At 62.4% G+C, this 23915-nt stretch carries 20 protein-coding genes; 8 read left to right on the plus strand and 12 right to left on the minus strand.

Features of this window, described 5'->3' with window-relative positions:
- Positions 1-270: 270 nt before the first annotated feature.
- A complete protein-coding gene (cysS, locus tag MHX66_RS04300; protein ID WP_239200391.1) occupies positions 271-1707 on the minus strand; it encodes a cysteine--tRNA ligase in 1437 nt (478 codons plus the stop codon).
- Positions 1708-1770: 63 nt separating this feature from the next.
- On the opposite strand from cysS, the gene MHX66_RS04305 reads away from it, so the two are divergent.
- Positions 1771-2589: a fumarylacetoacetate hydrolase family protein gene (locus MHX66_RS04305; RefSeq protein ID WP_239200394.1), complete on the plus strand. Its 819-nt coding sequence runs from the start codon at positions 1771-1773 to the stop codon at positions 2587-2589.
- On the opposite strand, the gene MHX66_RS04310 is transcribed toward MHX66_RS04305, so the two are convergent.
- From MHX66_RS04310 to MHX66_RS04335, 6 genes are all read right to left on the minus strand, one after another.
- A complete protein-coding gene (locus MHX66_RS04310) occupies positions 2579-3172 on the minus strand; it encodes a hypothetical protein (RefSeq protein ID WP_239200397.1) in 594 nt (197 codons plus the stop codon). The two genes, MHX66_RS04305 and MHX66_RS04310, sit on opposite strands and share 11 nt — an antisense overlap.
- Positions 3172-4359, minus strand: coding sequence for an ABC transporter permease (locus MHX66_RS04315; protein WP_239200414.1), 1188 nt, complete (start codon positions 4357-4359; stop codon positions 3172-3174). The genes MHX66_RS04310 and MHX66_RS04315 overlap by 1 nt, the downstream gene beginning before the upstream one ends.
- Positions 4346-5077, minus strand: a complete 732-nt coding sequence (locus tag MHX66_RS04320) for an ATP-binding cassette domain-containing protein (RefSeq protein WP_239200417.1) — start codon at positions 5075-5077, stop codon at positions 4346-4348. Before MHX66_RS04320 ends, MHX66_RS04315 begins: the two co-directional genes overlap by 14 nt.
- 78 nt (positions 5078-5155) lie before the next feature.
- Positions 5156-5647 carry a 2-C-methyl-D-erythritol 2,4-cyclodiphosphate synthase gene (gene ispF / locus MHX66_RS04325; protein WP_239200439.1) on the minus strand — a complete coding sequence of 164 codons (492 nt, stop codon included), beginning with the start codon at positions 5645-5647 and terminating at the stop codon, positions 5156-5158.
- A gap of 53 nt (positions 5648-5700) precedes the next feature.
- Positions 5701-6528: a 2-C-methyl-D-erythritol 4-phosphate cytidylyltransferase gene (locus MHX66_RS04330; RefSeq protein ID WP_239200442.1), complete on the minus strand. Its 828-nt coding sequence runs from the start codon at positions 6526-6528 to the stop codon at positions 5701-5703.
- Positions 6529-6542: 14 nt separating this feature from the next.
- On the minus strand, positions 6543-7133 hold the full coding sequence (locus tag MHX66_RS04335; RefSeq protein WP_049049590.1) for a CarD family transcriptional regulator: 591 nt from the start codon (positions 7131-7133) through the stop codon (positions 6543-6545).
- 279 nt (positions 7134-7412) lie between these two features.
- On the opposite strand from MHX66_RS04335, the gene MHX66_RS04340 reads away from it, so the two are divergent.
- Together MHX66_RS04340 and radA are read left to right on the plus strand one after the other, a co-directional pair.
- A complete protein-coding gene (locus MHX66_RS04340; RefSeq protein WP_239200445.1) occupies positions 7413-7985 on the plus strand; it encodes a hypothetical protein in 573 nt (190 codons plus the stop codon).
- Between the two features lie 95 nt (positions 7986-8080).
- Positions 8081-9517 carry a DNA repair protein RadA gene (gene radA / locus MHX66_RS04345; protein WP_239200448.1) on the plus strand — a complete coding sequence of 479 codons (1437 nt, stop codon included), beginning with the start codon at positions 8081-8083 and terminating at the stop codon, positions 9515-9517.
- 23 nt (positions 9518-9540) lie between these two features.
- Here radA and MHX66_RS04350 read toward each other — a convergent pair whose 3' ends face one another.
- Complete coding sequence (locus MHX66_RS04350; RefSeq protein ID WP_053088969.1) at positions 9541-10251, minus strand: hypothetical protein; 711 nt, start codon at positions 10249-10251, stop codon at positions 9541-9543.
- A gap of 67 nt (positions 10252-10318) precedes the next feature.
- Positions 10319-10963, minus strand: coding sequence for a carbonic anhydrase (locus MHX66_RS04355; RefSeq protein WP_034987350.1), 645 nt, complete (start codon positions 10961-10963; stop codon positions 10319-10321).
- A gap of 36 nt (positions 10964-10999) precedes the next feature.
- Here MHX66_RS04355 and MHX66_RS04360 point away from each other — a divergent pair, with 36 nt between their 5' ends.
- The 3 genes from MHX66_RS04360 to MHX66_RS04370 all read left to right on the plus strand — a co-directional run bounded on the left by MHX66_RS04360 (position 11000) and on the right by MHX66_RS04370 (position 15000).
- Positions 11000-12049 carry an A/G-specific adenine glycosylase gene (locus MHX66_RS04360; protein ID WP_239200451.1) on the plus strand — a complete coding sequence of 350 codons (1050 nt, stop codon included), beginning with the start codon at positions 11000-11002 and terminating at the stop codon, positions 12047-12049.
- A gap of 83 nt (positions 12050-12132) precedes the next feature.
- Positions 12133-13599 (plus strand): branched-chain amino acid transport system II carrier protein, encoded by a 1467-nt coding sequence (gene brnQ / locus MHX66_RS04365; protein ID WP_239200454.1) that lies wholly within the window; start codon positions 12133-12135, stop codon positions 13597-13599.
- 48 nt (positions 13600-13647) lie between these two features.
- A complete protein-coding gene (locus MHX66_RS04370; RefSeq protein WP_239200457.1) occupies positions 13648-15000 on the plus strand; it encodes a lipase family protein in 1353 nt (450 codons plus the stop codon).
- Between the two features lie 27 nt (positions 15001-15027).
- On the opposite strand, the gene MHX66_RS04375 is transcribed toward MHX66_RS04370, so the two are convergent.
- Positions 15028-17685 carry an ATP-dependent Clp protease ATP-binding subunit gene (locus MHX66_RS04375; RefSeq protein ID WP_239200460.1) on the minus strand — a complete coding sequence of 886 codons (2658 nt, stop codon included), beginning with the start codon at positions 17683-17685 and terminating at the stop codon, positions 15028-15030.
- Between the two features lie 497 nt (positions 17686-18182).
- Between MHX66_RS04375 and MHX66_RS04380 the strand changes: the two genes are divergently transcribed.
- Both MHX66_RS04380 and thiD read left to right on the plus strand, forming a co-directional pair.
- Positions 18183-19946: an AMP-binding protein gene (locus MHX66_RS04380; protein WP_239200463.1), complete on the plus strand. Its 1764-nt coding sequence runs from the start codon at positions 18183-18185 to the stop codon at positions 19944-19946.
- A gap of 237 nt (positions 19947-20183) precedes the next feature.
- Positions 20184-21089, plus strand: coding sequence for a bifunctional hydroxymethylpyrimidine kinase/phosphomethylpyrimidine kinase (gene thiD, locus MHX66_RS04385; RefSeq protein WP_239200466.1), 906 nt, complete (start codon positions 20184-20186; stop codon positions 21087-21089).
- Between the two features lie 91 nt (positions 21090-21180).
- Here thiD and MHX66_RS04390 read toward each other — a convergent pair whose 3' ends face one another.
- Both MHX66_RS04390 and MHX66_RS04395 read right to left on the minus strand, forming a co-directional pair.
- Positions 21181-22389 carry an acyl-CoA dehydrogenase family protein gene (locus tag MHX66_RS04390; protein WP_239200469.1) on the minus strand — a complete coding sequence of 403 codons (1209 nt, stop codon included), beginning with the start codon at positions 22387-22389 and terminating at the stop codon, positions 21181-21183.
- A gap of 58 nt (positions 22390-22447) precedes the next feature.
- On the minus strand, positions 22448-23866 hold the full coding sequence (locus tag MHX66_RS04395) for an acyl-CoA dehydrogenase family protein (protein ID WP_071055969.1): 1419 nt from the start codon (positions 23864-23866) through the stop codon (positions 22448-22450).
- Positions 23867-23915 lie beyond the last annotated feature (49 nt).

The following is a 23915-nucleotide window of genomic DNA, read 5'->3' on the forward strand; positions in this document are numbered from 1 at the left end:
ACGACAACGCTATCCCAACCGAATACCAACACAACTTAGGCATCCGGAAAGGACCAATGAAATAAAAAAGGGGCCCACCCCGGCGACACGCCGAGCGGACACACTTTTTGTCTATTAACCCTGACTTGCCTAGTCCCCTTCAATTTCCCTCCCCAAAGAAATCAAGCCCGCACCTACTTGAAAAATCAAGTGGGGCAGGCTCAACGGTTACAAGCTATGTTACTGACATATCAGCAATATCGTCAAGGTTGTGATCGCTACAAACAGGAACTACCCTTTCAGCGACCACTTCGCGCCATCGGCTGTATCCGTAACCTCAATGCCGGCCTCGGCCAGGCGGTCGCGTACCTCGTCGGCGGTGGCCCAGTCCTTGGCCGCACGAGCCTCGGCTCGGCGCTCCAGCTCGGCCTTCACCAGCACATCCAGGGCGCCCATCGCCACATCGGAGCCACCGGCGGAGGCCTTGGTGGATTCCAGCCACGTCTCGCTCAGCGGATCCACGCCCAGCACGGCAGCCATCGCGCGAACCTGCCCGGCGATCTCCTTAACCTGCTGCTTTGCCTCGTCCGTGGGCTTTGTGTCCAGTAGCTTGTTGCCCTCGCGAACCACGTCGTGGATCACGGCCAGCGACTGCGGTACGGCCAGATCGTCGTCCATCTTCTCCGCGAACTGCGCCGGGACTTCCCCGACCGGCAGCGCCTGCGGATCCACCGCAGTCTCGCCGGTGACGTACTCGGTGGCGCGCACCAGGAACTTTTCGATGCGGCGGTAGCCCGCAGCGGCCTCACCCAACGCTGCCTCGGAATACTCCAGCATCGAGCGGTAGTGCGCGCTGCCCAGGTAGTAGCGCAGCTCAACCGGCCGCACCAGCTTCAGCACGTTCGGGATAGAAAGCACGTTGCCCAGGGACTTCGACATCTTCTCGCCGGACATCGTCACCCAACCGTTGTGCATCCAATAGCGCGCGAACCCATCGCCCGCTGCCGTCGCCTGCGCTGCCTCGTTCTCGTGGTGCGGGAACTGCAGGTCCAGGCCACCGCAGTGGATGTCGAACTCACTGCCCAGGTAGGTCGTCGCCATCGCGGAGCACTCAATGTGCCAGCCGGGGCGGCCACGACCCCACGGGGTATCCCAGGCCGGCTCGCCCGGCTTGGCTGCCTTCCACATGGTGAAGTCGCGCGGGTCGCGCTTACCGGTGCCCGCAGATTCATCCTGATCCATCTCGTCCAGCTTCTGGCCGGAAAGGAAGCCGTAGTTATCGATCGTCGCGGGCTGAGCGTAAACATTGCCGTCTGCGGCGTAGCCGTGGCCGTTGTCGATGATGCGCTGCATGTACTCGATCATCTGCGGTACATGCCCTGTAGCGCGGGGCTCGATGGAAGGTGGGGTGACGCCCAACTGGTCATAAGCCCAGTTAAACGCACGCTCGTGCGTGGCGGCCCACTCCCACCACGGGCGGTTGTTCTCCGCGGCCTTGGTCAGGATCTTGTCGTCAATGTCAGTGACGTTCCTTACGAAAGCGACATCCAACCCCTTGGCCTCCAGCCAGTTGCGCAGAATGTCGAAAGCGACTCCGCTACGCACATGTCCGATGTGCGGGATCGACTGCACGGTCGCTCCGCACAGGTAGATCGAGGCATGGCCTTCACGGATAGGCTCAAAGTCGCGGAGCTGGCGGGCGGCAGTGTCGTAAATTCGCAAAGTCACACCACACAGTATAGGCATGCGCATCTGGCATCTTTTCCCATGCGTGTCAGTATCGTGGAAGACATGAGCACTCAAAACACCCCGCGATTCGCCACCATCCGCCTCAACAACCGGGGTGCATGGCGCCCAATCGCAGTCACCTCCTTCTCTGAGGAAGGTGGCGAGGGCAAGCTCCTCGCCGAATTCCCCTACAAGGCGCAGGTCAGCAACACGGAACTGGATTCCCTCCCCACCGTTTCCTTCACCGCCGACCAGCTGGGACCGGTCGTACCTAATCCCGGGAAAATTTTTTGTGTCGGCCTTAACTACCGGGAACACATCGCAGAGATGGGGCACCCGATCCCAGACCACCCCACCCTGTTCGTAAAATACGCCTCCGCCTTGGCGGGCCCGTTCGACGAAGTCGTTGTTCCCCCAGAGCTCTCCGCGCAGGCGGACTACGAGGGCGAGCTTGCTGTCATTATGGGCGAGTTCGGCCAGATCGCGGGCTACACCGTGATGAATGATTTCTCCCAGCGCGATTGGCAGTACCGCACCCAGCAGTGGCTACAAGGAAAGAACCTGGATCGCTCCAGCGGATTCGGCCCGTGGATGGTGCCGGCCGAACACTTCGATCCGATTGCGGAAGGGGCGGTGTTACGCACCTGGGTCAACGGCGAACTCCGCCAGGAGCACAGCGTTGCCGACCTGGTGTTTAAGCCGCAGGATCTGGTGGATTACATCAGCAATTTCGCCTCGTTGGCACCTGGTGACGTCATCGTGACGGGCACACCAGAGGGCGTCGGCCACGGCATGACCCCACCGCAGTACCTGGCCGATGGCGACGAGGTGCGCATCGCTATCGACGGCATCGGGGAAATCTGCAACCGCATTAACTGCTGAGCTGAGCCAAACGCGGCTCGGCCTTCTTGATGGCGCTCCGCACTGCCGCGAAAAGTAACAGGCAGATGGGAAGCGCAATTACAATCACACTGATCCTGGGCGACCAGAACAATGGCAGGTATCTACTAGGCAATACCGATATGAGCAGGCACTGGGCGGCAGTTAGTAGCAGCAGTCCATAGAAGCTCTTTCGCAGGTCCACTACGAGGCATGCGCCGAAAATCACCGACAGTGCAATGAGCGTGTACTGCAACATGCCTGGGTTGCCCAGGAGCGCGACAACGCCGCATTCGCCCAGGCAAAGACCAAGGAAAAGCCAGTCGCAGGCCGCCCACGTGCGAACAGTTAGTTCTTCCAACTGGGAAAGCCGGTTATCCCAGAACATCACCGCAGAGCTAACGATAGCGATGGAAAACACGAAGTTAAACGGGATAACTCCGGACGAGCTCCACGAAGCCCAAGGAATGGGAATAGTAGTCGTGCCGAACAGTACGGCGCCCACGACGCCGAATATCTGAAGCATCACCGCGTAGGTCGCGGAATGTCCACGCCAATATATCTGTGCTCGATGCTGGGCAGACACTATCCCTCCCTACACTCGGAGTTCGCCCGATTCAGGATGAACTTCACGTCCACTCCCTCATTCGTTCCATGCACCCCGCGCCATTGTCCGGAAGGCGTCAAGGTCGCTCGTTCCAGCTCTTCTTCCGTCAGATCGGGAAGAGACTCCGCTACAGATACGGGTTCCTGCGGAGTTCCCCAACACGATGGGGCCCCCTTAAGTGCAGGTTCGTTGCTGAGGAGCTCGACCAGGAGCGCGCGCTTTACTTCCTGTTGCTGATTCGAGTGAGCGAGCCAGATATCGCCGTCCCGTTGCGGTTCGGCGTCAATCAGCCTATAGGTAGTGACGCCCAGAGATTCCCACACCTTGCGGTTAGCATTTACCTGTTCAGATGGGGTTTCGCGCCAGTAACACACCGCTCCCTCGCAGATCATATGCTTTTGGGGGCGGGGCACCGCGGAGCTATAGTTTCCACCTTGGGCGATTCCGTAACCTAATCCACAGCTCACGCCGAGTAGAACAATGGCTGCCAAGCGGAGTGGCCACGCAGGCAACCCCGGAAGCCAGTTTCCATGAAAAGCCGCGATCAACAGCAACGAGCAAACGCATATGGCTCCCAGCACCAGCGCCGAAGCCTTCCACAGAATCGGGTCCACGCTCTGTGATACTTGGCAACAAGAGCTAAACGGCTGCCCGAACATTTGTCGCCACGCCACGTTTGAGAGCGACACCGGGTAAGCGACCAGGATATAAGGAAGAAGCAAGCCGACGGCGATCGCCACAATTGCTGGTAGGTACAGCCCTAAAGTTGCTCCCAAGCTCAGCCATGCCACGCCGTGAAGAGCAATAAAGACCAACCCTGTTGCAAGGAACCGTCCGGACTCTACGTAGCCGATATTCGCTAACTGCACTGCGAGGTACGCCAGCACCACTACCACCGCAAGCAATAGTGGCAGCGCCAAGGATCTGAGCCAGACTTTAAAAACATCCCGCACAGACCCGCGGGACTTAAAAAAGGAACGGAAGCGTGCCATCTCTTTGGCACCGACAAAGCCCAGGATTGGCCCCAGCGAATAGTAGAGGGCCAAACTGTTGGAGACTGCGTTGTCCTGCGTAGGCACCGGGTTGGCATTGGGTGCAATGCTCAGCAAACCAAGCACAGAAGCCGCGAGTACGAGAGCAACGTTGAGAGCATTAATCCTCGTCATGGCCACCGTTCCTGGAAAAGGCCGCCGCAAGGTTTCTCACAGTGTCGGAATAGCGAAGTAACTTTTCTGGCTCTAGTGGTTCACGCCCGATTCGTAGAAAATCGCCCAGGGGTCCCTGGAATTCGACTCTGCCTTCATGCAGCACGAGCACATGCTCGAACGGTTTCTCCACTTCCAAGGGCTGATGGCTAGAAACCCAAAGGCCAATGTCCGATTCCGCAATGGATCGATAGAGCCCTTGAAGTTCCCGTTTCGCCAGCGGGTCGAGTGCAGCGCTAGGTTCGTCTAGCAGAATGTGCTCCGCGTTAGAGTTCAGGGCGGTAGCGATTTGCACGCGGGCTTGCTGCCCGCCAGACAGCTTGCTGCATTGCTTATGTGCATGTGTTTTGAGTCCGACGAATTCAATCCAATAGGCTGCGGACCTCTTGCTCTCCGCCCAACCGGCACCATTTAGCCAAGCGACGTAGGAAACATAGTCGACCACACGCGCCCCATTGATGCTTTCGAAATGCTGCGGGACGTACACCGCTCGGCCCAACTTCGGCACAGCGCCCTTGGATGGTTTTAGCTGCCCGGCAAGCAACTTCATAAGCGTGGTCTTACCGGCACCATTGACACCCAATATCACCGTCGGGCTAGCGGGAACCTCGAGGGAGCGGACCTCGATCCCTTCATCAGAGCGCGGGTAGCTAAAAGAAAATGAGTAGCTATTCGACAAGGAAGTTCCAGACCTTTAGTGCGCGGAGATTCTGTTTGATGGAACAAACCTACGAAGACATAAAAGGATTGTCAATAACTAATTCTGCGCCTGCCACACAACCGCCGTCGCCACGGCCGCCACGCCCTCGCCACGGCCTGTGAAACCCATGTGATCGGTCGTGGTAGCAGAGACGGAGACCGGAGCACCGATCAGCTCCCCCATGATCTTCTCGGCCTCTTCGCGCCGGGTACCCATCTTCGGACGGTTACCCACCATCTGCACCGCCGCATTGCCGATCACGAAGCCCTTGGACTCCAGCAGCTCGCGGCACTCGCGCAGTAGGCGCTCGCCGGAGACGTTGTCGTATTCCTTGCGCCCCACCCCGACGAAACTACCCAGATCCCCCAGCCCTGCGGCAGAGAGCAACGCATCCACTACCGCGTGCGCCACCACGTCGCCATCGGAGTGTCCTTCGCAGCCATCCTGCCCCTCCCACAGAAGGCAAGCCATCCAGCAGTCCTTACCGGGCTGCACCTGGTGAGCATCCGTCGCAATACCTACGCGGGGAATGATGTGTGGAGTATTCAATTGCGGTCTACCTCTCGCCTCTGCTTGCGTTCTACTTGTCTGCCACTAGCTTTCTAGCCCTCGCTGCCATTCAGGATCATCTGCGCCACGCGGTAGTCCTGAGGCGTGGTGATCTTCATAGCCAGCGGGTCCGCATCCACCGCCACCACCGGAAAACCTGCCATCTCCATCAGCGAGGCATCGTCCGTCACCAGCGGCAGCGGCGAGGCACCCACCCGATCCACCGCGTGCGCGGAACTTATCTCCGTGGTGCGCAGGTACTGCTCGTTAGCCTCGATCAGCTTCTCCAAGTCGAATACCTGTGGCGTGGCAGCTGCCCGCAGGCTGGCGCGGTCTGGGGTCTGCTCCACGACCGTCTGCCCTGCGCGCGGGCCGGAGGTGGGGGCGTCAATAACTTTAATGGTGTCTACCACCGGCAACACCGGGATCGCACCGTACCAGGAACCATCTGCGACACCACGGCGTGCGCGGTCGACAACCTCGGCGATCATGGCGGGCGGGGTGAGGCAGCGGGCGGCATCGTGAACGGCGACGAAGCGCCCCTCAGTGGCCTCGCCCGCAGCATTTAGCCGCCGTTGGATCGCAACCAGCCCCGCGTACACAGAATCGAATCGCTCGCCGCCGCCGAGCTCCACGCTGACGGTCATGGGCGCCCACTCCGCGGCGTTGATGGGATCGCCGACGATGCTTTCGGCGTGGTCGCGCATGTTCTCGCTGACCAGCACGATCGCTTCTTCGATGTTTTGGGACGCCGCCAGGCCGTCCAACGACCTTTCCAGCAACGACCGACCGTTGAGCTCGACGAAAGCCTTTGGGGTGTCGAAGCCCAGGCGGGTACCGCTACCGGCGGCGGCGACGAGTGCGTAGACGTTCGCTGTCACAGCGCCTGCCCGGCTTAGTCTTCGCCGTCCAGCTCGTCGTCCAGATCGATGGAGCCACCGGACTTGGAATCCTCGTCCACGCCTGCGGCACGGGCTGCAGCGGCGGCCTCGCGGTGACGTTTGATGGCAGCCTGCATCTCGGCCAGAAGCGCGTCGGTCTTCTTGTCGTCCACACCCTCGGCCAGGGCGAGCTCGCCCACGAGGATCTGACGGGCCTTGGCCAGCATGCGCTTCTCACCGGCAGACAGGCCGCGGTCCTGGTCACGGCGCCACAGGTCGCGCACGACTTCGGCGACCTTGTTCACGTCGCCACTGGTCAGGCGCTCCTGGTTCGCCTTGTAGCGGCGGGACCAGTTACCCGCCTCTTCCACGTCGGTCTCGCGCAGCACGGAGAAGACCTTGCGCAGGCCTTCCTCGCCCACCACGTCACGCACGCCAACCTTCTCCGCATTCGCGGCCGGGACGCGCACGGAAAGGTCGCCCTGGTTAATGCGCAGCACCAGGTAGTCGACGGTTTCCCCCTTGAACTCCCGCTGCTCGATGCCCTCGATGACGGCGGCGCCATGGTGCGGGTAAACGACCGTATCTCCGACTGCGAACTCCATAAGTGTTCCTCTAACGTCCTTCCGAAAGGCTGTGACAGGCTGTGCCGGGCACTGACAGGCACTGCGTAAATACCCGAGTAAATACCCGTTAGATTCTACCGTAATCGACCGCACTACCCGCATTTGGGGCATAAAACCCCCAGCAAGCGCGCACTAGGGGGCACTAATTAACCTTAAAGGCCTCCTTGGCTAGGTGTACCGGCCCCCTACAAGCTAGGCTGGGTGCAGACGTTTTTATTCAACTGCTTTTAAGACATGCCTCAGATGGAGGAACGCATCGTGAAGACCCTCAAGGCCCAGCCGCTGAAGACGACCTTTGCCCGTGGTGCGCTGGCGCTGGTCGCAGCAGGTTCCGCACTCGCCCTGTCCGCGTGTGGTGCAGGTCAGATTTCCCAGACTTCCAGCCAGGTTGCCGCAGTCAACGGTGCTAGCGGCACCGCGGAGCACGCTGATGTGCAGGACGTGACGGTGGTTGTCGGTCCGGATAACGCCCTGGCGCTGAAGTTCACTATCACCAACGAGGACACCCACGGTGAGCCTGTCAAGGTTGAGTCCGTGAAGGTGGAGGGCAAGGAGATCTCCGGCCTGGAGAAGACCGAGATCCCGGCTGGCGGCTCCCTGGTTGCCGATGGCAAGTTCGCTATGGAAGACATTGAGGCCAAGGAGCAGAAGCAGCTGCAGTACGCCACCACCTCCATCAAGGGTCTGGATGACGTTTACGTAGGCGGCCACAAGAAGGTCACCTTCAAGCTGAATGTCGGCGAGGTTGAGCTGAGCGCTCCGGTTTCCGCTTACGTTCCGGAAGCAGGCCAGCTGCACCGTGACGAGGACGGCAGCCTGACCAACAAGTAGCCCCAAGAGCAAGCTTTCAGCGTAGGCTTCCTCAAAATCGAACAAACGCCGCCGCCGGACATTGGTTGTCCGGGGCGGCGTTTATTGTTGTGGGCATGGCAAGTAAGTCGAGCAAAGCGAGCCGGGTTTTCGTCTGCACCTCCTGCGACCACCAGCTGTCGAAGTGGATGGGGCGCTGCCCACAGTGTGGGGAATGGGGATCTCTGGAGGAGCGGGACACGCGCTCCTTGGGCTTAGGCGCAATGGGGCTCGCCGGTGTTGCGGGCGCTGCCGCCAGTGCGGGGCGCCGCGGTGGGGGACGCGGGTCCGGCGGCCTAGTTCCAGGGGCCAGTGCCCAACCGGTCACCCAGGTGGATCCGACCATCGCCAAGCACCGCCCCACGGGCATCGGGGAACTAGACCGCGTTCTAGGCGGCGGCATTGTCCCAGGCAGCGCTGTGCTGCTGGCGGGCGAACCGGGCGTGGGCAAATCCACCCTGCTGCTAGAGGTCGCCGCGGCGTGGGCTACGAAGGGCCATACGGTGCTGATCCTCACCGCGGAGGAGTCCGTGGGGCAGGTGCGCCACCGCGCGGAACGCACCGGCGCGCTGCACGACAAGCTCTATCTGGCCAGCGAGAACGACCTGGAGAATGGCCTGGCGCAGGTCGATGCACTAAACCCGGAGCTGATCATCGTGGATTCCCTCCAGACTATGCAGGCCACTGGGGTGGAAGGCGTTGCTGGTGGCGTGGCCCAAACCCGCGCGGTCACCAGCACGCTGACGACCCTGGCGAAGATGTCGGGCACGCCCGTCATCGCGGTGGGGCACGTGACGAAGGATGGTGCGGTCGCCGGCCCCCGCACCATCGAGCACCTGGTGGATGTCGTGTTGAACTTCGAGGGCGACAAGCACTCCTCCATGCGCTTTCTGCGCGGTATCAAGAATCGCTTCGGCGCCACGGACGAAGTCGGCTGTTTCGAGCAGACCGCCCACGGCATCCAGGAGGTCGCGGACCCCAGCGGTTTGTTCCTGCACCATCGCACCGAATCCGTGACCGGCACCGCAGTAACCGTCGTGATGGACGGGCGCCGTGCCATGGTCGGCGAGTTGCAAACTTTGGCACTTAACAGCGAGTTCAAGAACCCGAAGCGCTACATGACGGGCATGGATGCCTCGCGTGTGTCGATGGTGCTGGCCGTGCTCTCTGAACGCTGCGGGTTGCCGCTGGCGGACAAAGAGGTCTACGCCGCCACGGTCGGCGGGATGAAGATTCTGGAGCCCTCCGCGGACCTCGCCACCGGGCTTGCGCTGGCCTCTACTGCGAAGCGCACCCCGCTCCCCTTGGGCTTGGTCGCCCTCGGCGAGGTGGGCTTGGGCGGGGAAGTGCGGCGCATTCCGCAGCTCACCCAAAGGCTGGCGGAGGCCCACCGGCTAGGCTTCCACACCGCACTAGTGCCGAAGAACTGCCATTATGAGGCCCCGAGGGGCATGAAAGTAAAGGAGGTCTCCACGCTCTGCCAGGCCGTCAACTACTGCCTGTCTACTGACTAGGTCACCAGTCAAGCCATTACTGGCTACTGCAGGTTAAACGAGGCCGGCTGAGAAGTATTGTCGCCCACGTGGGCGTACAGCAGGTAGCTGCCCGGATCGACCGGCTTGCGGTCCTCGCACTTACCCGGAGCGGAGGTGGTACGCGACCAGGCAGCCATCTCGTAGTTCGCGGACTCGCCGGCCTTGATCTTCGTATCGCCTACGACCTCCGGCTCGTTGCAGTCGATGTCGCCCCACACGCGCTCATAGTTGCCCATGGTGAAGACCTCGAACTTCAGCGGGGAATCATCGAAATTGATGTCACAATCCGCGTTCGTCGGGTTCTCGATCTTCACGAAGAAGTTCGGCTGCTGCTCCGCGTTGAACGTCGGAGCACCCGGCCGAGCGGTGACGCGCAGGTCGGCAAGCGAGCAAGAATCCTTCTTCTCGTCCTTGTTCTCGTCGCTCTCGTCGTCCTTGTCTTTATCTTTGTCCTTTTCGGACGCCTTCTCGTCCTCCGAGTCGCTCGGTTCCGTACCCTTCGGCGGCTCCGGCGAGCTAGTCATATCCTGCTGCTCGGAGGTAGTGATGGCAGTCTCGGTGGACGCCGTGTTCTCGGAGTCCCCTCCTCCACTGACCAGGCTGATCAAAGCCCAGATCACACCGATAACAACGACCAAGATCACCACCGCAGCAATGCGGCGGCGGATATACACTTCGCGTGGCAACGGGCGCCTGTTGTCTTCATCAGTCACGCAACTAATGCTAAAGGCTGCCCGCTAAAAGACTGCGCATAGACACGGGATGAACGCCGCAAAACTCCTAGTGAACGCGCTGTGCGCCCTCAATATCCAACCCGTAGCTGACCAGCGGCTCGGCCAGGCCATCGGACAGGCGGTAACGCAGGCCCACGACGGCACAACGATTGTCTGCCAGACGCGCCTGAATCTCCGGCGAACGATCCACGATGTGGTCGGCGATCTCCGCCACGTGGTTGCGTTCGAAGGCGTCACTACTTTCCATGCCGCGCTTCTTCGCGGACAGCAACGAGGGCGTCACCTTTTCCACGAGCACGCGCTGGAAGCCCGCAGGCATGTCGCCGCCGTTCAACGCCTGGGAGGCAGCGGCAACCGCGCCACACTTTTCGTGCCCCAGCACCACAACCAGCGGTACCTCCAGGGAGTCCACCGCGAATTCCAAGGAGGCCAGCACGGACAAGTCGGTGATCTCGCCGGCGGTGCGGATCACGAAGACATCGCCTAGCCCCTGGTCGAAGAGGATCTCCACCGGCGCGCGGGAATCGGAACACGCCAACACCACGGCCTGGGGCTTCTGCCCCTCCTGCAGGGAAATGCGGCGGCTCAAGTCCTGGTGCGGGTGGTCGGAATCGCCGCGCATGAAACGTTCGTTGCCTTCGCGCAGGCTATCCCAAGCCTGCTGCGGGGTCTGATGTTGGCTAGAAGTCATGGTTCCATTGTGCACCGCGCTACAGTGATTCGTGCAATGAACTCCCCTTCCGCCGCCTCCCCCAACCCGCCCACCGGCTCGCACAGCAGCCTGCCTGCCAAGTTGAATTATTGGTACGCGCGCAATGCCCGCGACCTGCCCTGGCGCCACCCGGACACCAGCCCGTGGGCGATTCTGCTGAGCGAAGTCATGAGCCAGCAAACGCCCGTCGCCCGCGTGATTCCCCTCTGGCAGGCTTGGCTGGAACGCTGGCCCACCCCGGCAGATCTGGCCGAGGCGCCGCGATCCGAGATCTTAAAAATGTGGGCCAACCTGGGCTATCCCCGGCGCGCGCTGCGACTAAAGGAGTGCGCGGCCGCCTGCGTGGAACGCCACGGCGGCGAGGTACCCAGCGACATCGCCGAGCTCGAAGCCCTGCCAGGGATCGGCCACTACACCGCCCGCGCCGTCGCCGCCTTCGCCTTCGGCCAGGCCGTGCCGGTTGTGGATACGAATGTGCGCCGCGTCTACCGCCGCCTTGTCGACGGACGCTACCTACAGGGGCCCGCCCGCGCGCGCGACTTGGCGGATGTGGCCACGTTGCTGCCCCACGTCGATCCGGACCCTCGTTTAGTTGGACGCCAACTGCCTCCACCGCCCCAACCCCAGCCCACTGACACGGGCACCCGCTCCTGGGAGGGCACAAACACGGGCACTGACGCCACCAGCGGCGCAGACCGAGACGCCGCGAATCTGATGTGCGCTGCACTCATGGAACTCGGCGCTCTGATCTGCACCGCGAAAAGCCCAGCATGCGACCAGTGCCCCTTAATCGACGACTGCGCGTGGGTGCAGGCGGGCAAGCCGCAGCCGACGGAGGCGGAGGCACAGGCCGCGGCCCGGCGCGTGCAGAAGTTCGTGGGGACCGACCGCCAGGTCCGCGGAAAGATTATGGGGCTACTGCGGAAAGCGGGGGAAGGTGGCGTCACAAAGAAAGAGATAGACCTGCTGTGGCCCGCAACCGAACAACTCGAACGAGCCCTGCAATCGCTGCTCGACGACGGCCTGGTGACCCGCGACGGCGCAACGTACCATCTACCGCACTAGAAGCGGGCGGGAGCGCTTAGGTTCCGCGGGTGGTCATACCCTAAAGTAATGGGCATTACCCATATCTAAATAGGAATTTACTTATGTCGACATCTTCATCCTCGACTGCCAAGCGCCCGAGCATGACCGGCACGGTGGTCGCCGTTGGCCTCATGCTGTTCTCCATGTTCTTCGGCGCTGGAAACCTGATCTTCCCGCCGATGCTGGGCGTGGAATCCGGCGAGAACTTCACCCCTGCCATGACCGGCTTCCTGCTGACCGGCGTGCTCATGCCAGTGGTGACGGTCATTGCCGTTGCGATCTCCGGCGCCGGCGTACGCGACTTGGCCTCCCGCGCGGGTGCGCTGTTCGGCCTGATTTTCGCCATCGTTGCCTACCTTTCCATCGGTGCGCTCTACGCCGTACCGCGCGCCGCTGCGATCGGCTACGAGCTTGGCGTGGAGTCCACCTTTGACCTCTCCGGCGGCTGGTGGCGCCTGGCTGGCACGTTCGCCTTCTTCCTGATCTGCTTCCTGCTGACGCTCTGGCCCGGCAAGGTCGTGGACACTTTGGGCAAGGTTTTGACGCCCATCCTGCTGATACTTCTAGCTGCCCTGGCCATTATCGGCCTGCAGAAGCTGAACTCCCCCAGCATTCCCGCCACCGAGGAGTACACCTCCAACCCGCTGGTCAGCGGTATTTCCCAGGGTTACTTCACGATGGATTCCATCGCGGCGCTAGCCTTCGCGCTGATCGTGGTGAGCTCCTTTAGCCAGAAGGGCGAGACCGACCACAAGCGCATCGTCAAGCTCTCCGGAGTGGCAGCTTTCACCGCAGGTTTCTTCCTGATGCTGGTTTACCTGGGCCTCGGCCTGGTTGGCGCCCGCATGCCAGAGAAGGAAAACTACAGCGACGGCGCGGCAATCCTGAGCTCGGCTGCGCAGCTAACCATGGGCAACGCAGGCGAGTTCGTGTTCTCGATGATCGTGCTGCTGGCCTGCATCACCACCGTGGTTGGCCTGACCGCGGCGACGTCCACGTTCTTCCACGAGCTAGTTCCGGCCATCAGCTACCGCTGGTGGGCGACCATCCTGACGCTCGTTGGCCTCGCTATCGCCAACCTGGGTCTGGAAAAGATCCTGAACGTCTCCGGCCCGGTGATCGGCCTGATTTACCCGCCGGCGATCGTACTTATCGCGCTTTCCTACGTGCACCTGCTGTGCCGCCAGCACAAGCTGGTGTTCTCCTACCGCATCGGCGTGGCCGTGGCCTTCCTGTTCTCCTTCATCGACTTCCTGGCCGCCCTGAACGTGCCGGTCGACGATCTGCAGAGCGCCTTGAGCTGGATCCCGCTGATGGATGCAGGCATGGGGTGGCTGCTACCCACCATCCTCCTGACCGCCATTGGCTTGGTCATCGACCTCACCCGCAAGGTGCCAAACGACGAGGACAAGGACGTAGATCTGGAGGCTCTGGATCCGTTCACGGCGAACGTGGACGCCGAAGGCACCGAAGACAGCGCTGAAGTAGCCGCAGACAGCGCAACCGATGCCCCCGTTTCGCGGAGCTAATTAGCGATACCTAATACTTCGGGCGGAGAAAACACTTAGGATCCCCCTATGACGTTTTCTCGTAGAAGTTCCAACCGTTCCCGTACCCTAACCGCCACCTTCGCAGTGCTGCTGCCCGCAGCCATCGCCGCTTCCGGAATGACCCCAGCCGCCGCAGCACCCGGCGGACTCTATGGCTCCGTCGAGGGATCCGCCTCCAAGGCCGCCGCTACAGGCAGCGGCAAATCCGTAGTGGGTTCCCTGCCTAACTACGACCCAGATGGCTTCTACTCCTCTCTGCCTTTGCAGGTGAAGGGCAAGCCAGGGGAAATCATCAAGACAGCCCCCAGCAACTTTGCCCTCGGAATCCCCTTCGTCGATTGGACGAATAGCGAGGCCCAGCGCGTGGCCTACGTTTCCACCAACTCCCGTGGCGAGACCGTACCCGTCACCGGCACCGTGCTGGTGCCCCGCGCTCCCTACACCAGTGGCGGGGAGCGCCCGCTGCTGGTCGTAGCTCCGGGCACCCAGGGCAGCGGCGATGCGTGCGCCCCAGGCAAGCTGCTGCCAATGGGCTTGGAGTATGAGGCCGCGCCCGTTGCCGCCGCTCTCTCCCGTGGCTGGGCCGTCGCACTGACAGATCTGAACGGCCTGGGCACTCCGGCGCAGCACACTTACATGAACCGCGTGGATCAGGGCAACGCCACCTTGGACATGGCCCGCGCGGCAAAGAACATGCCTCGGGTACCGAAGGCCGCGCCGGTCGCGGTGTGGGGTTACTCGCAGGGCGGCGGTTCCTCCGCTGCAGCTCTGGAGCTGGCTCACACCTACGCCCCGGAGATCAACCTGAAGGCGGGCTACGCCGGCGGAGTGCCGGCGGATTTGGCTATGACTGCCACCGCCATCGACAACGGTCCGCTGGCCGCCGCCCTGGGCTACACGCTGAATGGTTTCCTCGTCTCCAATCCGGAGATCCGCGGCGCCGTGGAGGAAAAGATGAACGACAAGGGCAAGGAGTTCGTCCGCCAGACCGCAAGCGAATGCATCCCCGAATCCCTCGCGCGGCACGCCTACACGGATACGCGCACGCTGACGAAGAACGGCGAGTCACTCACGGAGCTGCTGGAGCAGGAGCCGTTTAAGAAGCTTGTTGACGCCCAACGCATCGGCAGCCGCTCACCCCAGGTCCCTGTGTACGTGGGCCATGGCACGAACGATGACACGATCCCGGTTGAGCAGAGCCGCCGCATGGCCCGCCAGTGGGCGGAGGGTGGCACGAAGGTGAACTACGCGGAGCACAATATCCCGCGCACGTTCCCGCTGGGCGATCACATGGTGCCGATGATCACGCACCTGCTGCCTGCCCTGGACTGGGTGGATAACGTGATCCACGATCGCCCAGTGCAGTTCAACAAGGCCTAGTTAACAAGGCCTAGCCAAAAGGCTTAGTTAGCCTTTCTGATTCCAGTCATCGCTGGAATCTGCGGCGTCAAAACCCTTATCCTCCGGCACGTTGCCCTCGGCGGCGACAGAGACCGCCTCCTGGGCCTCGTCAGCGGCGAAGTCCTCCTCACCGACCTCCGGCAGGGGCTTTGGCTTGGTGCCGAAGACGAACTTCGCATCGTCGCCCTTGGACTCGCCGTCCCAGTTCTCGACGTCGACGGTGACGATCTCGCCGGCGCCGATCTCGCCGAACAGGATCCTCTCGGACAGGTGATCCTCGATCTCGCGCTGGATCGTGCGGCGCAGCGGGCGGGCGCCCAGTACCGGATCGAAACCACGCTTGGCCAGCAGGGACTTCGCCTGCTCGGTGAGCTCCAGGTCCATGTCCTTCGCCTGCAGGGCGGTGCGCACGCGGCCCAGCAGCAGATCCACCATCTGCACGATCTGCTCGCGGGTCAGCTGGTGGAAGACCACGATGTCGTCGATACGGTTCAGGAACTCCGGGCGGAAGTGCTTCTTCAGCTCGTCGTCGACCTTCTGCTTCATCCGCTCGTACTGGGTGTCCTCGTCGGCCTCACCAGAGGAACTGAAGCCCATGCCCACAGCCTTGGAGATGTCCCTGGTGCCCAGGTTCGAGGTGAAGATCAAGACGGTGTTCTTGAAGTCCACCATGCGATCCTGGCCGTCGGTAAGGCGACCATCCTCCAGCACCTGCAGCAGGGTGTTGTAGATCTCCGTGTGGGCCTTCTCGATCTCGTCGAACAGCACCACGGAGAAGGGCTTGCGGCGGACCTTCTCGGTCAGCTGGCCGCCCTCGTCGTAGCCGACGTATCCCGGAGGCGCACCGAACAGGCGGGATGCCGTGAACTTGTCGTGGAACTCGCCCATGTCGATCTGGATCAGCGCGTCGTCGTCGCCGAACAGGAACTCGGCCAGTGCCTTCGACAGCTCGGTCTTACCCACACCGGACGGGCCGGCGAAGATGAACGAACCGGACGGGCGCTTCGGGTCCTTCAGGCCGGCGCGGGTGCGACGGATGGCACGGGAGACGGCCTTGACGGCATCGTCCTGGCCGATGATGCGCTTGTGCAGCTCGTCTTCCATGTGCAGCAGGCGGGTGGACTCTTCCTCGGTGAGCTTGAACACGGGGATGCCGGTCCAGGTGCCCATGACTTCGGCGATCTGTTCCTCGCCCACCTCGGCGACTTCGTCCAGCTCGCCGGCGCGCCAGGCCTTTTCCTTCTCCGCGCGCTCTTCGCCCAGCTTGCGTTCGTCGTCGCGCAGGGCTGCTGCCTTCTCGAAGTCCTGGTCGTCGATGGCGGCTTCCTTCTTGCGGCGCACCTCGGCGATCTTGTCGTCAATATCCTGAATAGCCTTCGGGGCGGTCATGCGCTTGATGCGCATGCGGGCGCCGGCCTCGTCGATCAGGTCCACGGCCTTATCCGGCAGGAAACGGTCGTTGATGTAGCGGTCCGCCAGCTGGGCTGCGGCCTTCAGCGCACCGTCGGTGATGGATACGCGGTGGTGCGCCTCGTAGCGGTCGCGCAGACCCTTCAGGATCTCCACGGTCAGCTCCACGGAGGGCTCCGGGACCTGTACCGGCTGGAAGCGGCGCTCCAGCGCGGCGTCCTTCTCGATGTGCTTGCGGTACTCGTCCAGGGTGGTGGCACCGATGGTCTGCAGTTCGCCGCGGGCCAGCTTCGGCTTCAGGATGCTGGCAGCGTCGATCGCACCCTCGGCGGCACCTGCGCCGACCAGGGTGTGGATCTCGTCGATGAACAGGATGATGTCGCCGCGCTGGTTGATCTCCTTCAGCACCTTCTTCAGGCGCTCCTCGAAGTCACCACGGTAGCGGGAGCCCGCCACCAGGGAGCCCAGGTCCAGGGAGTACAGCTGCTTATCCTTCAGCGTCTCCGGCACCTTGCCGTTGACGATGTCCAGCGCCAGGCCCTCGACCACGGCGGTCTTACCCACACCGGGCTCGCCGATCAGCACCGGGTTGTTCTTGGTGCGGCGGGAAAGCACCTGCATTACGCGCTCGATCTCGTTCTCGCGCCCCACGACCGGGTCCAGCTTGCCATCCTTCGCTGCCTGAGTGAGGTTGCGGCCAAACTGGTCCAAAACCAGTGAGTTGGACTTCTGGCCGGGGCGGCTCGGCGCGCCCTCCGGGCTGCTGCCCACACCGGCGGTAGCGGGCTCGCCGCCACCGCTTTCTTCCTCGTTCCCCTCGTAGCCGCTGAGCAGCTGGATTACCTGCTGACGCACGCGGGACAGGTCTGCACCGAGCTTGACCAGCACCTGCGCCGCCACGCCTTCACCCTCGCGGATGAGGCCCAGCAGGATGTGCTCGGTGCCGATGTACTTGTGGCCCAGCTGCAGCGCTTCGCGCAGCGCGAGCTCCAGTACCTTCTTGGCGCGCGGGGTGAACGGGATGTAGCCGCTCGGCGGGTGGCCACCGGTGCCGATGATGTCCTTGACCTCGGTGCGCACGGCGTCCAGGGAGATGCCCATGGATTCCAGGGCCTTCGCTGCGACACCTTCGCCTTCTTGGATCAGGCCGAGCAGGATGTGCTCGGTGCCGATGTAGTTGTGATTCAGCGCGCGTGCTTCCTCCTGCGCCAACACAACGACGCGGCGCGCGCGATCCGTGAACCTCTCGAACATGGTGTGCTCCCTTTTTCAAAAGATGTAGCTTGCGTATTCGCCAATGTTGCCCACCTTAGCCGTGAGCGTGGACAACTCATATCGCCTTTCACACAACACTGTGTTGTTGTTGCTTTATTCCGACGCCACCTCGGCCTCAACCACCCACATATCAGCAGGTAAACAGGCATTCTGAACTTAAGTTTCTAAGCTGTACGCCGTCAGCGAACGCGCCCTTTAAACCCCTATTCCGCAGCTCCCCCACAACCTGTCCCTTCATAGTTATTTTTTCAAACCGAGAACTTTTTAACCCAGAAACATTAAAGTGATGCACGCCACTAAAGCTCGGGGCAGTGGTGCACAAGGGATCCGTCCGGAGAGGAACCCCAACAAAACCACCCCAGGGATTCCACCCCAGAGATACCGCCCAGTGAAACCGCCCCAGAGAAGCCAACCCAGAGAAACCAACCCTGGGAAGCCAACTCAGTAGAGACCAACCCAAGGAGAGTCACCCAGAAATGAACGCAGCAGCAGCCGCCCAGTTGCCCAAGCCCTCCCTTACCGACCAGATCGGGACCGCCGGCACACTTCTTAAAGGCACACTGCCCCTGTTCAAATCGGGCGTCCTGGGATCTATGGGCCCCGTCGCAGCCGGCAAGGCCCTCAAGGGAATCATCCAGTGGAGCTTCCTGCCCGCCGGCCTGCTGGCCATCGGGGCCGCGCGCGACCCCTACCACACGGCCATCATCGACGACGCCGGTTCGATGACCTACCAAGAACTGCACGAGCAGTCCACCGCCCTGGCGCAAGCCCTCTTCCGCACCGGTGTTCGCGAACGCGACCGCATCGGCGTCCTGTGCCGGAACCACCGCGGCTTCATCCTCGCCCTGTGTGCACACGGTCGGTTGGGCACGGACATTGTGCTATTCAACACTGGGGCGTCAGCAAAGCAGACCCAGGCCGTGCTACAGGAACAAAAAATCGACATCCTGTTCATCGACGAGGAGTTCCTGCCACTGCTGCCAAAGGATTTCGACGCCTGCCCCGTCGTCGTAGCCTGGGAAAACGGCGATACGCTGGGACTTACCCGCGAGGCGGAGGAAGCCCTGAAGAAGGCCTCCAACGTTAGGGATGCGATCGACAGTGGCGACTACGCCACCCGCAGCGAAGACTGGCCCTCCCTGCACGAGGTGCTGAGCACCACCCCGGAAAACCTCTCCATCCCCGCCCGTCCGCGTCAGGGGCGCACCATCATCCTGACCTCCGGAACCACCGGCACCCCGAAGGGCGCGCGCCGACCGGAGCCGAAGACGTACATGCCGGCGTCCTCCATCATGAGCCGCATCCCGATGCGCCACCACCGGCCGTCGTTCCTCTCCGCGCCAATGTTCCACACCTGGGGCTTCGCGCAGATTCAGCTGGCTCTCGCGCTGCGCAACACCATGATCATGCAGCGCCGCTTCTCCCCCGAAGCTGCAGTGAAGCTGATCAAGAAGAACCGCCCATACACCATTGCAATGGTGCCGACGATGCTTCGCCGCATGCTGGAGGTCGTGCCGGAGAACCTCAACTCGGGCACGAAGATCATCGCCACCTCTGGCGAGGCGCTGCCACCGAAGGTAGTGCGTGAGACGCAGGAGAAGTTCGGCGACGTGCTGTACAACCTCTACGGATCGACGGAGGTCAGCTGGGCTTCCATCGCCACTCCGGAAGATCTGCGCAAGCACATCAACACTGCAGGTAAGCCGCCGATGGCAACGACGCTGAAGGTCCTGGACGACAACGGCAAGGAGCTGCCAAACGGGGAGATCGGACGCATCTTCGTGAAGAACGACATGCTGTTCGAGGGCTACACGCGCCCCGGCTCCGACAAGGAGATTATCGACGGTATGGTCGCCACCGGAGACCTGGGCTACTACAACGACGAGGGTCTGCTGTTCATCTCTGGCCGTAGCGACGACATGATCGTCTCCGGCGGTGAGAATGTCTTCCCGCAGGAGACCGAGGACGTGATCAACTCCATGGATTGCGTCGCCGAGTCCGCCGTGCGTGGCGTGGACGACCCGGAGTTTGGCCAGGCGCTGTGCGCGTGGGTCGTGCCGGAGGGCAAGAGCGCCGCCGAGCTGACTGACGAGGAGAAGGCGGAGTTCGAGGAGAAGGCCAAGACGGAGGTCAAGGCTCACCTGGCGCGCCACAGTGTGCCGCGCTACTTCGTCTACCTGGACAAGCTCCCCCGCAATGCGGTAGGCAAGGTAGTCCCGCGCGAGCTGCCGCAGCCCTAGCCAGCCGTCCGCTCGTAGCCGCCCATCCCGCAGAGGGCATCCCAGCTGACTTAAATGTCGGAAAAGTTGCAAAACGTTATTGGGCACAATTTTCGCTAATGGAAAAGCCCTGCTCAGAGAGGCATACAACAAGAGCTGAAAGTAGCAAGTTTGCAGTTTTGCAACTTTTCCGACATTTAGCACCCTGCAGAGCTAACTGAGAGAGTGGGCGCAAGCAAATGCGCCATAATGAGGGGCATGACTAACAACAGCTCCGACATCAACCCCAGCAACCCAAGCCCCAGCGACCCCAGTGGCTCGGTCAATCCAGCCAGCTCTAGCAACCCAAGTCCCAGTAACCCCAGCCCCCTCCGCCCGCGCGTGCTGTCCATCGCCGGCACGGACCCGACAGGCGGGGCGGGCACGCAGGCGGACCTGAAGTCCATCATGGCGGCGGGCGGCTACGGCATGTCTGTCATCACCGCGCTGGTCGCGCAGAACACGCAGGGCGTGCGCGAGATCCACACTCCCCCGCTGAATTTCCTCCGCGCGCAGCTGGATTCCGTCTTCGACGACGTCACCGTCGATGCCGTGAAGATCGGCATGCTCGGCGGCACGGAGACCATCCAGACCATCCGCGATTACCTGCAGGATCACCAGGTCACGACGGTGTTGGACCCGGTGGCGGTGGCTTCCTCGGGCGACCGGCTGCTCACTGCGGACGCCGAGGACGCACTGCGGGACTTCGCTGCCGCTTCTTCGGTTGTGACGCCGAACCTCCCCGAACTAGCACTCCTGACCAAGACCGAACTGGCCACCAGCGAGCAGCAGGCCGTGGACATTGCCGCGAAGTGGGCGCGGGAAACCGACACCACCGTCATCGTGAAGTTGGGTCACCTGGATGGACCGGAGGCCGGAAACATTGCAGTATCTCCTGCCGGGAAGACGCACAAGGTCAGCTCCCCGCGCGTGGAAACAAAAAACACCCACGGTACGGGGTGTTCTTTGTCTTCCGCCCTAGCCACTCGGCTGGGCGCAGGTGATTCGCTAGAGGATGCGTTGGATTGGTCCACTAAATGGCTCAACGAGGCCATAGCCAATGCCGACCGTTTGCTAGTCGGTAAAGGCCATGGCCCCGTTGATCACTCGGTGCACCTGTTCTAGGCAGCTAGCCGGCTAGGCGCGGGCTCGAGCGCGCGGCTCGCAGCCAGACTGCTAGCCAGCTAGGCGCGGGCAGCAGGCGCGCAGCCAGCTACTACGTGAGTTCCTTGGAGGAAAGACCCAGCTCCCGGCGAGCAACAACCAGCTGCTGAATCTGCTGGGTGCCCTCGAAGATGTCCAGGATCTTGGAGTCGCGAGCCCACTTCTCCAGCAGGTCACGCTCGGAGTAGCCGTAAGCGCCGGCGATCTCAACCGCACGCAGGGTCAGGTCGGTAGCCATACGGCCGGCCTTCGCCTTGCACTCGGAAGCTTCCTTGCTGTTCGGCTGCTTGTTGTCGGCCATCCAGCCTGCGCGCAGGGTCATCAGGTATGCAGCTTCCCAGTCGCTCTCCAGACGAATGTACTCGCTGGCAGCTGCGGGCTGGTTCCACTCAGGGGCGTCATAATCGATCTCTACACCTGCGTCGGTGAGGATCTCGCGCAGCTTCTCCAGGGCAGCGCGGGCAACACCAACGGCCATGGCGGCAACCATCGGACGGGTGTTGTCGAAGGTGGCCATCACACCGCCGAAGCCCTTCTTGGTGTCCACCTCCGGGGAGCCCAGCAGGTTCTCCTTCGGGATGCGGACGTTGTCCAAGATGAAGTGCGCGGTGTCGGAGGAGCGGATGCCCAGCTTGTGCTCCAGGCGAACCAGCTCGAAGCCCGGGGTATCGCGCGGGATGACGAAGGACTTGATGGCTGCGCGGCCTGCGGACTTGTCGACGGATGCCCAGACGACAACGTGGGTGCAGCGCTCGCCGGCGGTGACGAAGATCTTCTCACCGTTCAGTACGTACTCGTCGCCATCCAGCTTGGCGGTGGCGGCAACAGCTGCGGAGTCGGAGCCGAACTGCGGCTCGGTGATGGCCATGGCGGCCCAGATCTTGCCGAAGCGCTCGAGCTGCTCGTCATCGGCGACGGCTGCTACGGCTGCGTTGCCCAGACCCTGGTAGGGGATGGACAGGGTGAGTCCCACGTCGCCCCAGCAGGTCTCGATGACGTTGAGGATGGAGGCCATGTTGCCGCCATTCTTGACGCCCTCAGTCTTCTTCTTGTCATCGCCGCGGCCACCGGAGGCACCAGCCATTGCCTGGCCGGCGTCTGCCATGCCCTCGACCAGGCTGGCCATGGTGTCCAACTCGACGGGGCGCTCGTGCTCCGCGAGGTCGTACTTGCGGGAAATCGGGCGGAAGATTTCGGCGGCGGCCTGGTGCGCTTGGTTCTGGCCCGCCTTCAAACGCTTGGGGAGTTCCAGATTAATCATGATGTGGTTCCTTCAAGTTCCTAGTGCTTATTCGATATGGATTCGAATTGTGGCGGGGTTAGACGACGACTACGCCCTCGGCGATGCCGATGGCGCGCATGTCGCGGTACCAGCGCTCGACCGGGTGCTCCTTGGTGAAGCCGTGGCCACCGAGCAGCTGCACGCCGTCGAGGCCCATGACCATGCCCTTGTCGGATGCGTAGCGGCGAGCAAGGCCAGCTTCGCGGTTGAAGGACAGGCCCTGATCCAGGCGGGAAACACCGCGCAGCAGGATCAGGCGCAGGCCGTCGAGCTCGATGCGCAGGTTGGCGACCATGAAGGCCACTGCCTGGCGGTGCGAGATCGGCTCGCCGAATGCTTCGCGCTCATTGACGTACTTCTTGGTGTACTCGAGGATGGCCTCGCCGGTGCCGGCTGCCAGTGCGGCCCAGCCCAGGCGGGAGCGGCGGATGATCTCTGCGTAGTTTTCCTTGCGCTCGTCGGCGGCCAGGTCCTTGCCGCCCAGCAGCTGACTGGCGGGAACGCGGACATCCTTCAGCAGCAGGCGACCCAGGGCGGCGGCGCGCAGACCCATGGACGGGTCAGCCTCAACGACCAGGCCCTCGGTGTCGGACTCGACGATGACGAAGGTGTTCTCGCCGTCGAGGTTCACTGCGATGACGAACAGCTCGGCCTTACCTGCGTTCGGAACCATGGTCTTCACGCCGTTGATGACGATATCGTCGCCCTCGCGGACGGCGGTGGTCTGCAGAGTGAACGGGTCGAACAGCGGGCGGGACTCGGAAACGACCACTGCGGAAGCCGGGACGGACTCGCCCGCGAACTCCGGCAGGTAGGTCTTCTGCTGAGAGTCGTCACCGTAGTTGGTGATGACGTTGGCCACGCCAGCCGGTGCCAGGATGGCGACGGCCTGGCCCATGTCGCCGAATGCCAGAGCCTCGGCGATCAGGGCGTTGGTGGTGGCGCCGGAGGCGGAGGCGATGCCCTCGTACTCTTCCGGCAGGTTGATCAGGGCAACGCCCAGCTCAGCGGCAGCTTCCAGCAGGCCCTCTGCCGGCTCGGATGCCTCATTCTGGTCGTGGCCGGTCGGGCGCAGGCGCTCTTCAGCAAACTCGCGCACGGCTGCGACGATCATCTCCTGATCCTCAGTCGGAGTCAGGTCGAACGGTGCCTTGCCCGGTGCCGGCGCCTCGGTCGGGACCGGCTGGTTGTTCTCGTCGGTGGTCTGGTTGGCCAGGCGAACCGGCTTGCCCGAGCCCTTGATCTTCTTGAACTGGCGGTTCACGGCACCGAGGGTGCGCATTCCGGTCTTGGTGGACTGGTAGGCAACGCGGTCCACCTTCTTGCTCAGACCGTACTTCTCTGCCAGGTCGGAGCCGGTGAACTTCGTCAGGACTCCCATGACGGTACCGATTGCGTCTCGCTTGATGTTGTTCAGGCCAGGAGTTGAATCGGCACGCTTGCTTCGGTCGCTCATTTCGTGCGGCCACCTTTCACTGGTTGTCAGCGCAAATCTCATATCTGCA

Source organism: Corynebacterium sp. ACRPH (genome assembly GCF_022347285.1).
Classification (GTDB): domain Bacteria; phylum Actinomycetota; class Actinomycetes; order Mycobacteriales; family Mycobacteriaceae; genus Corynebacterium.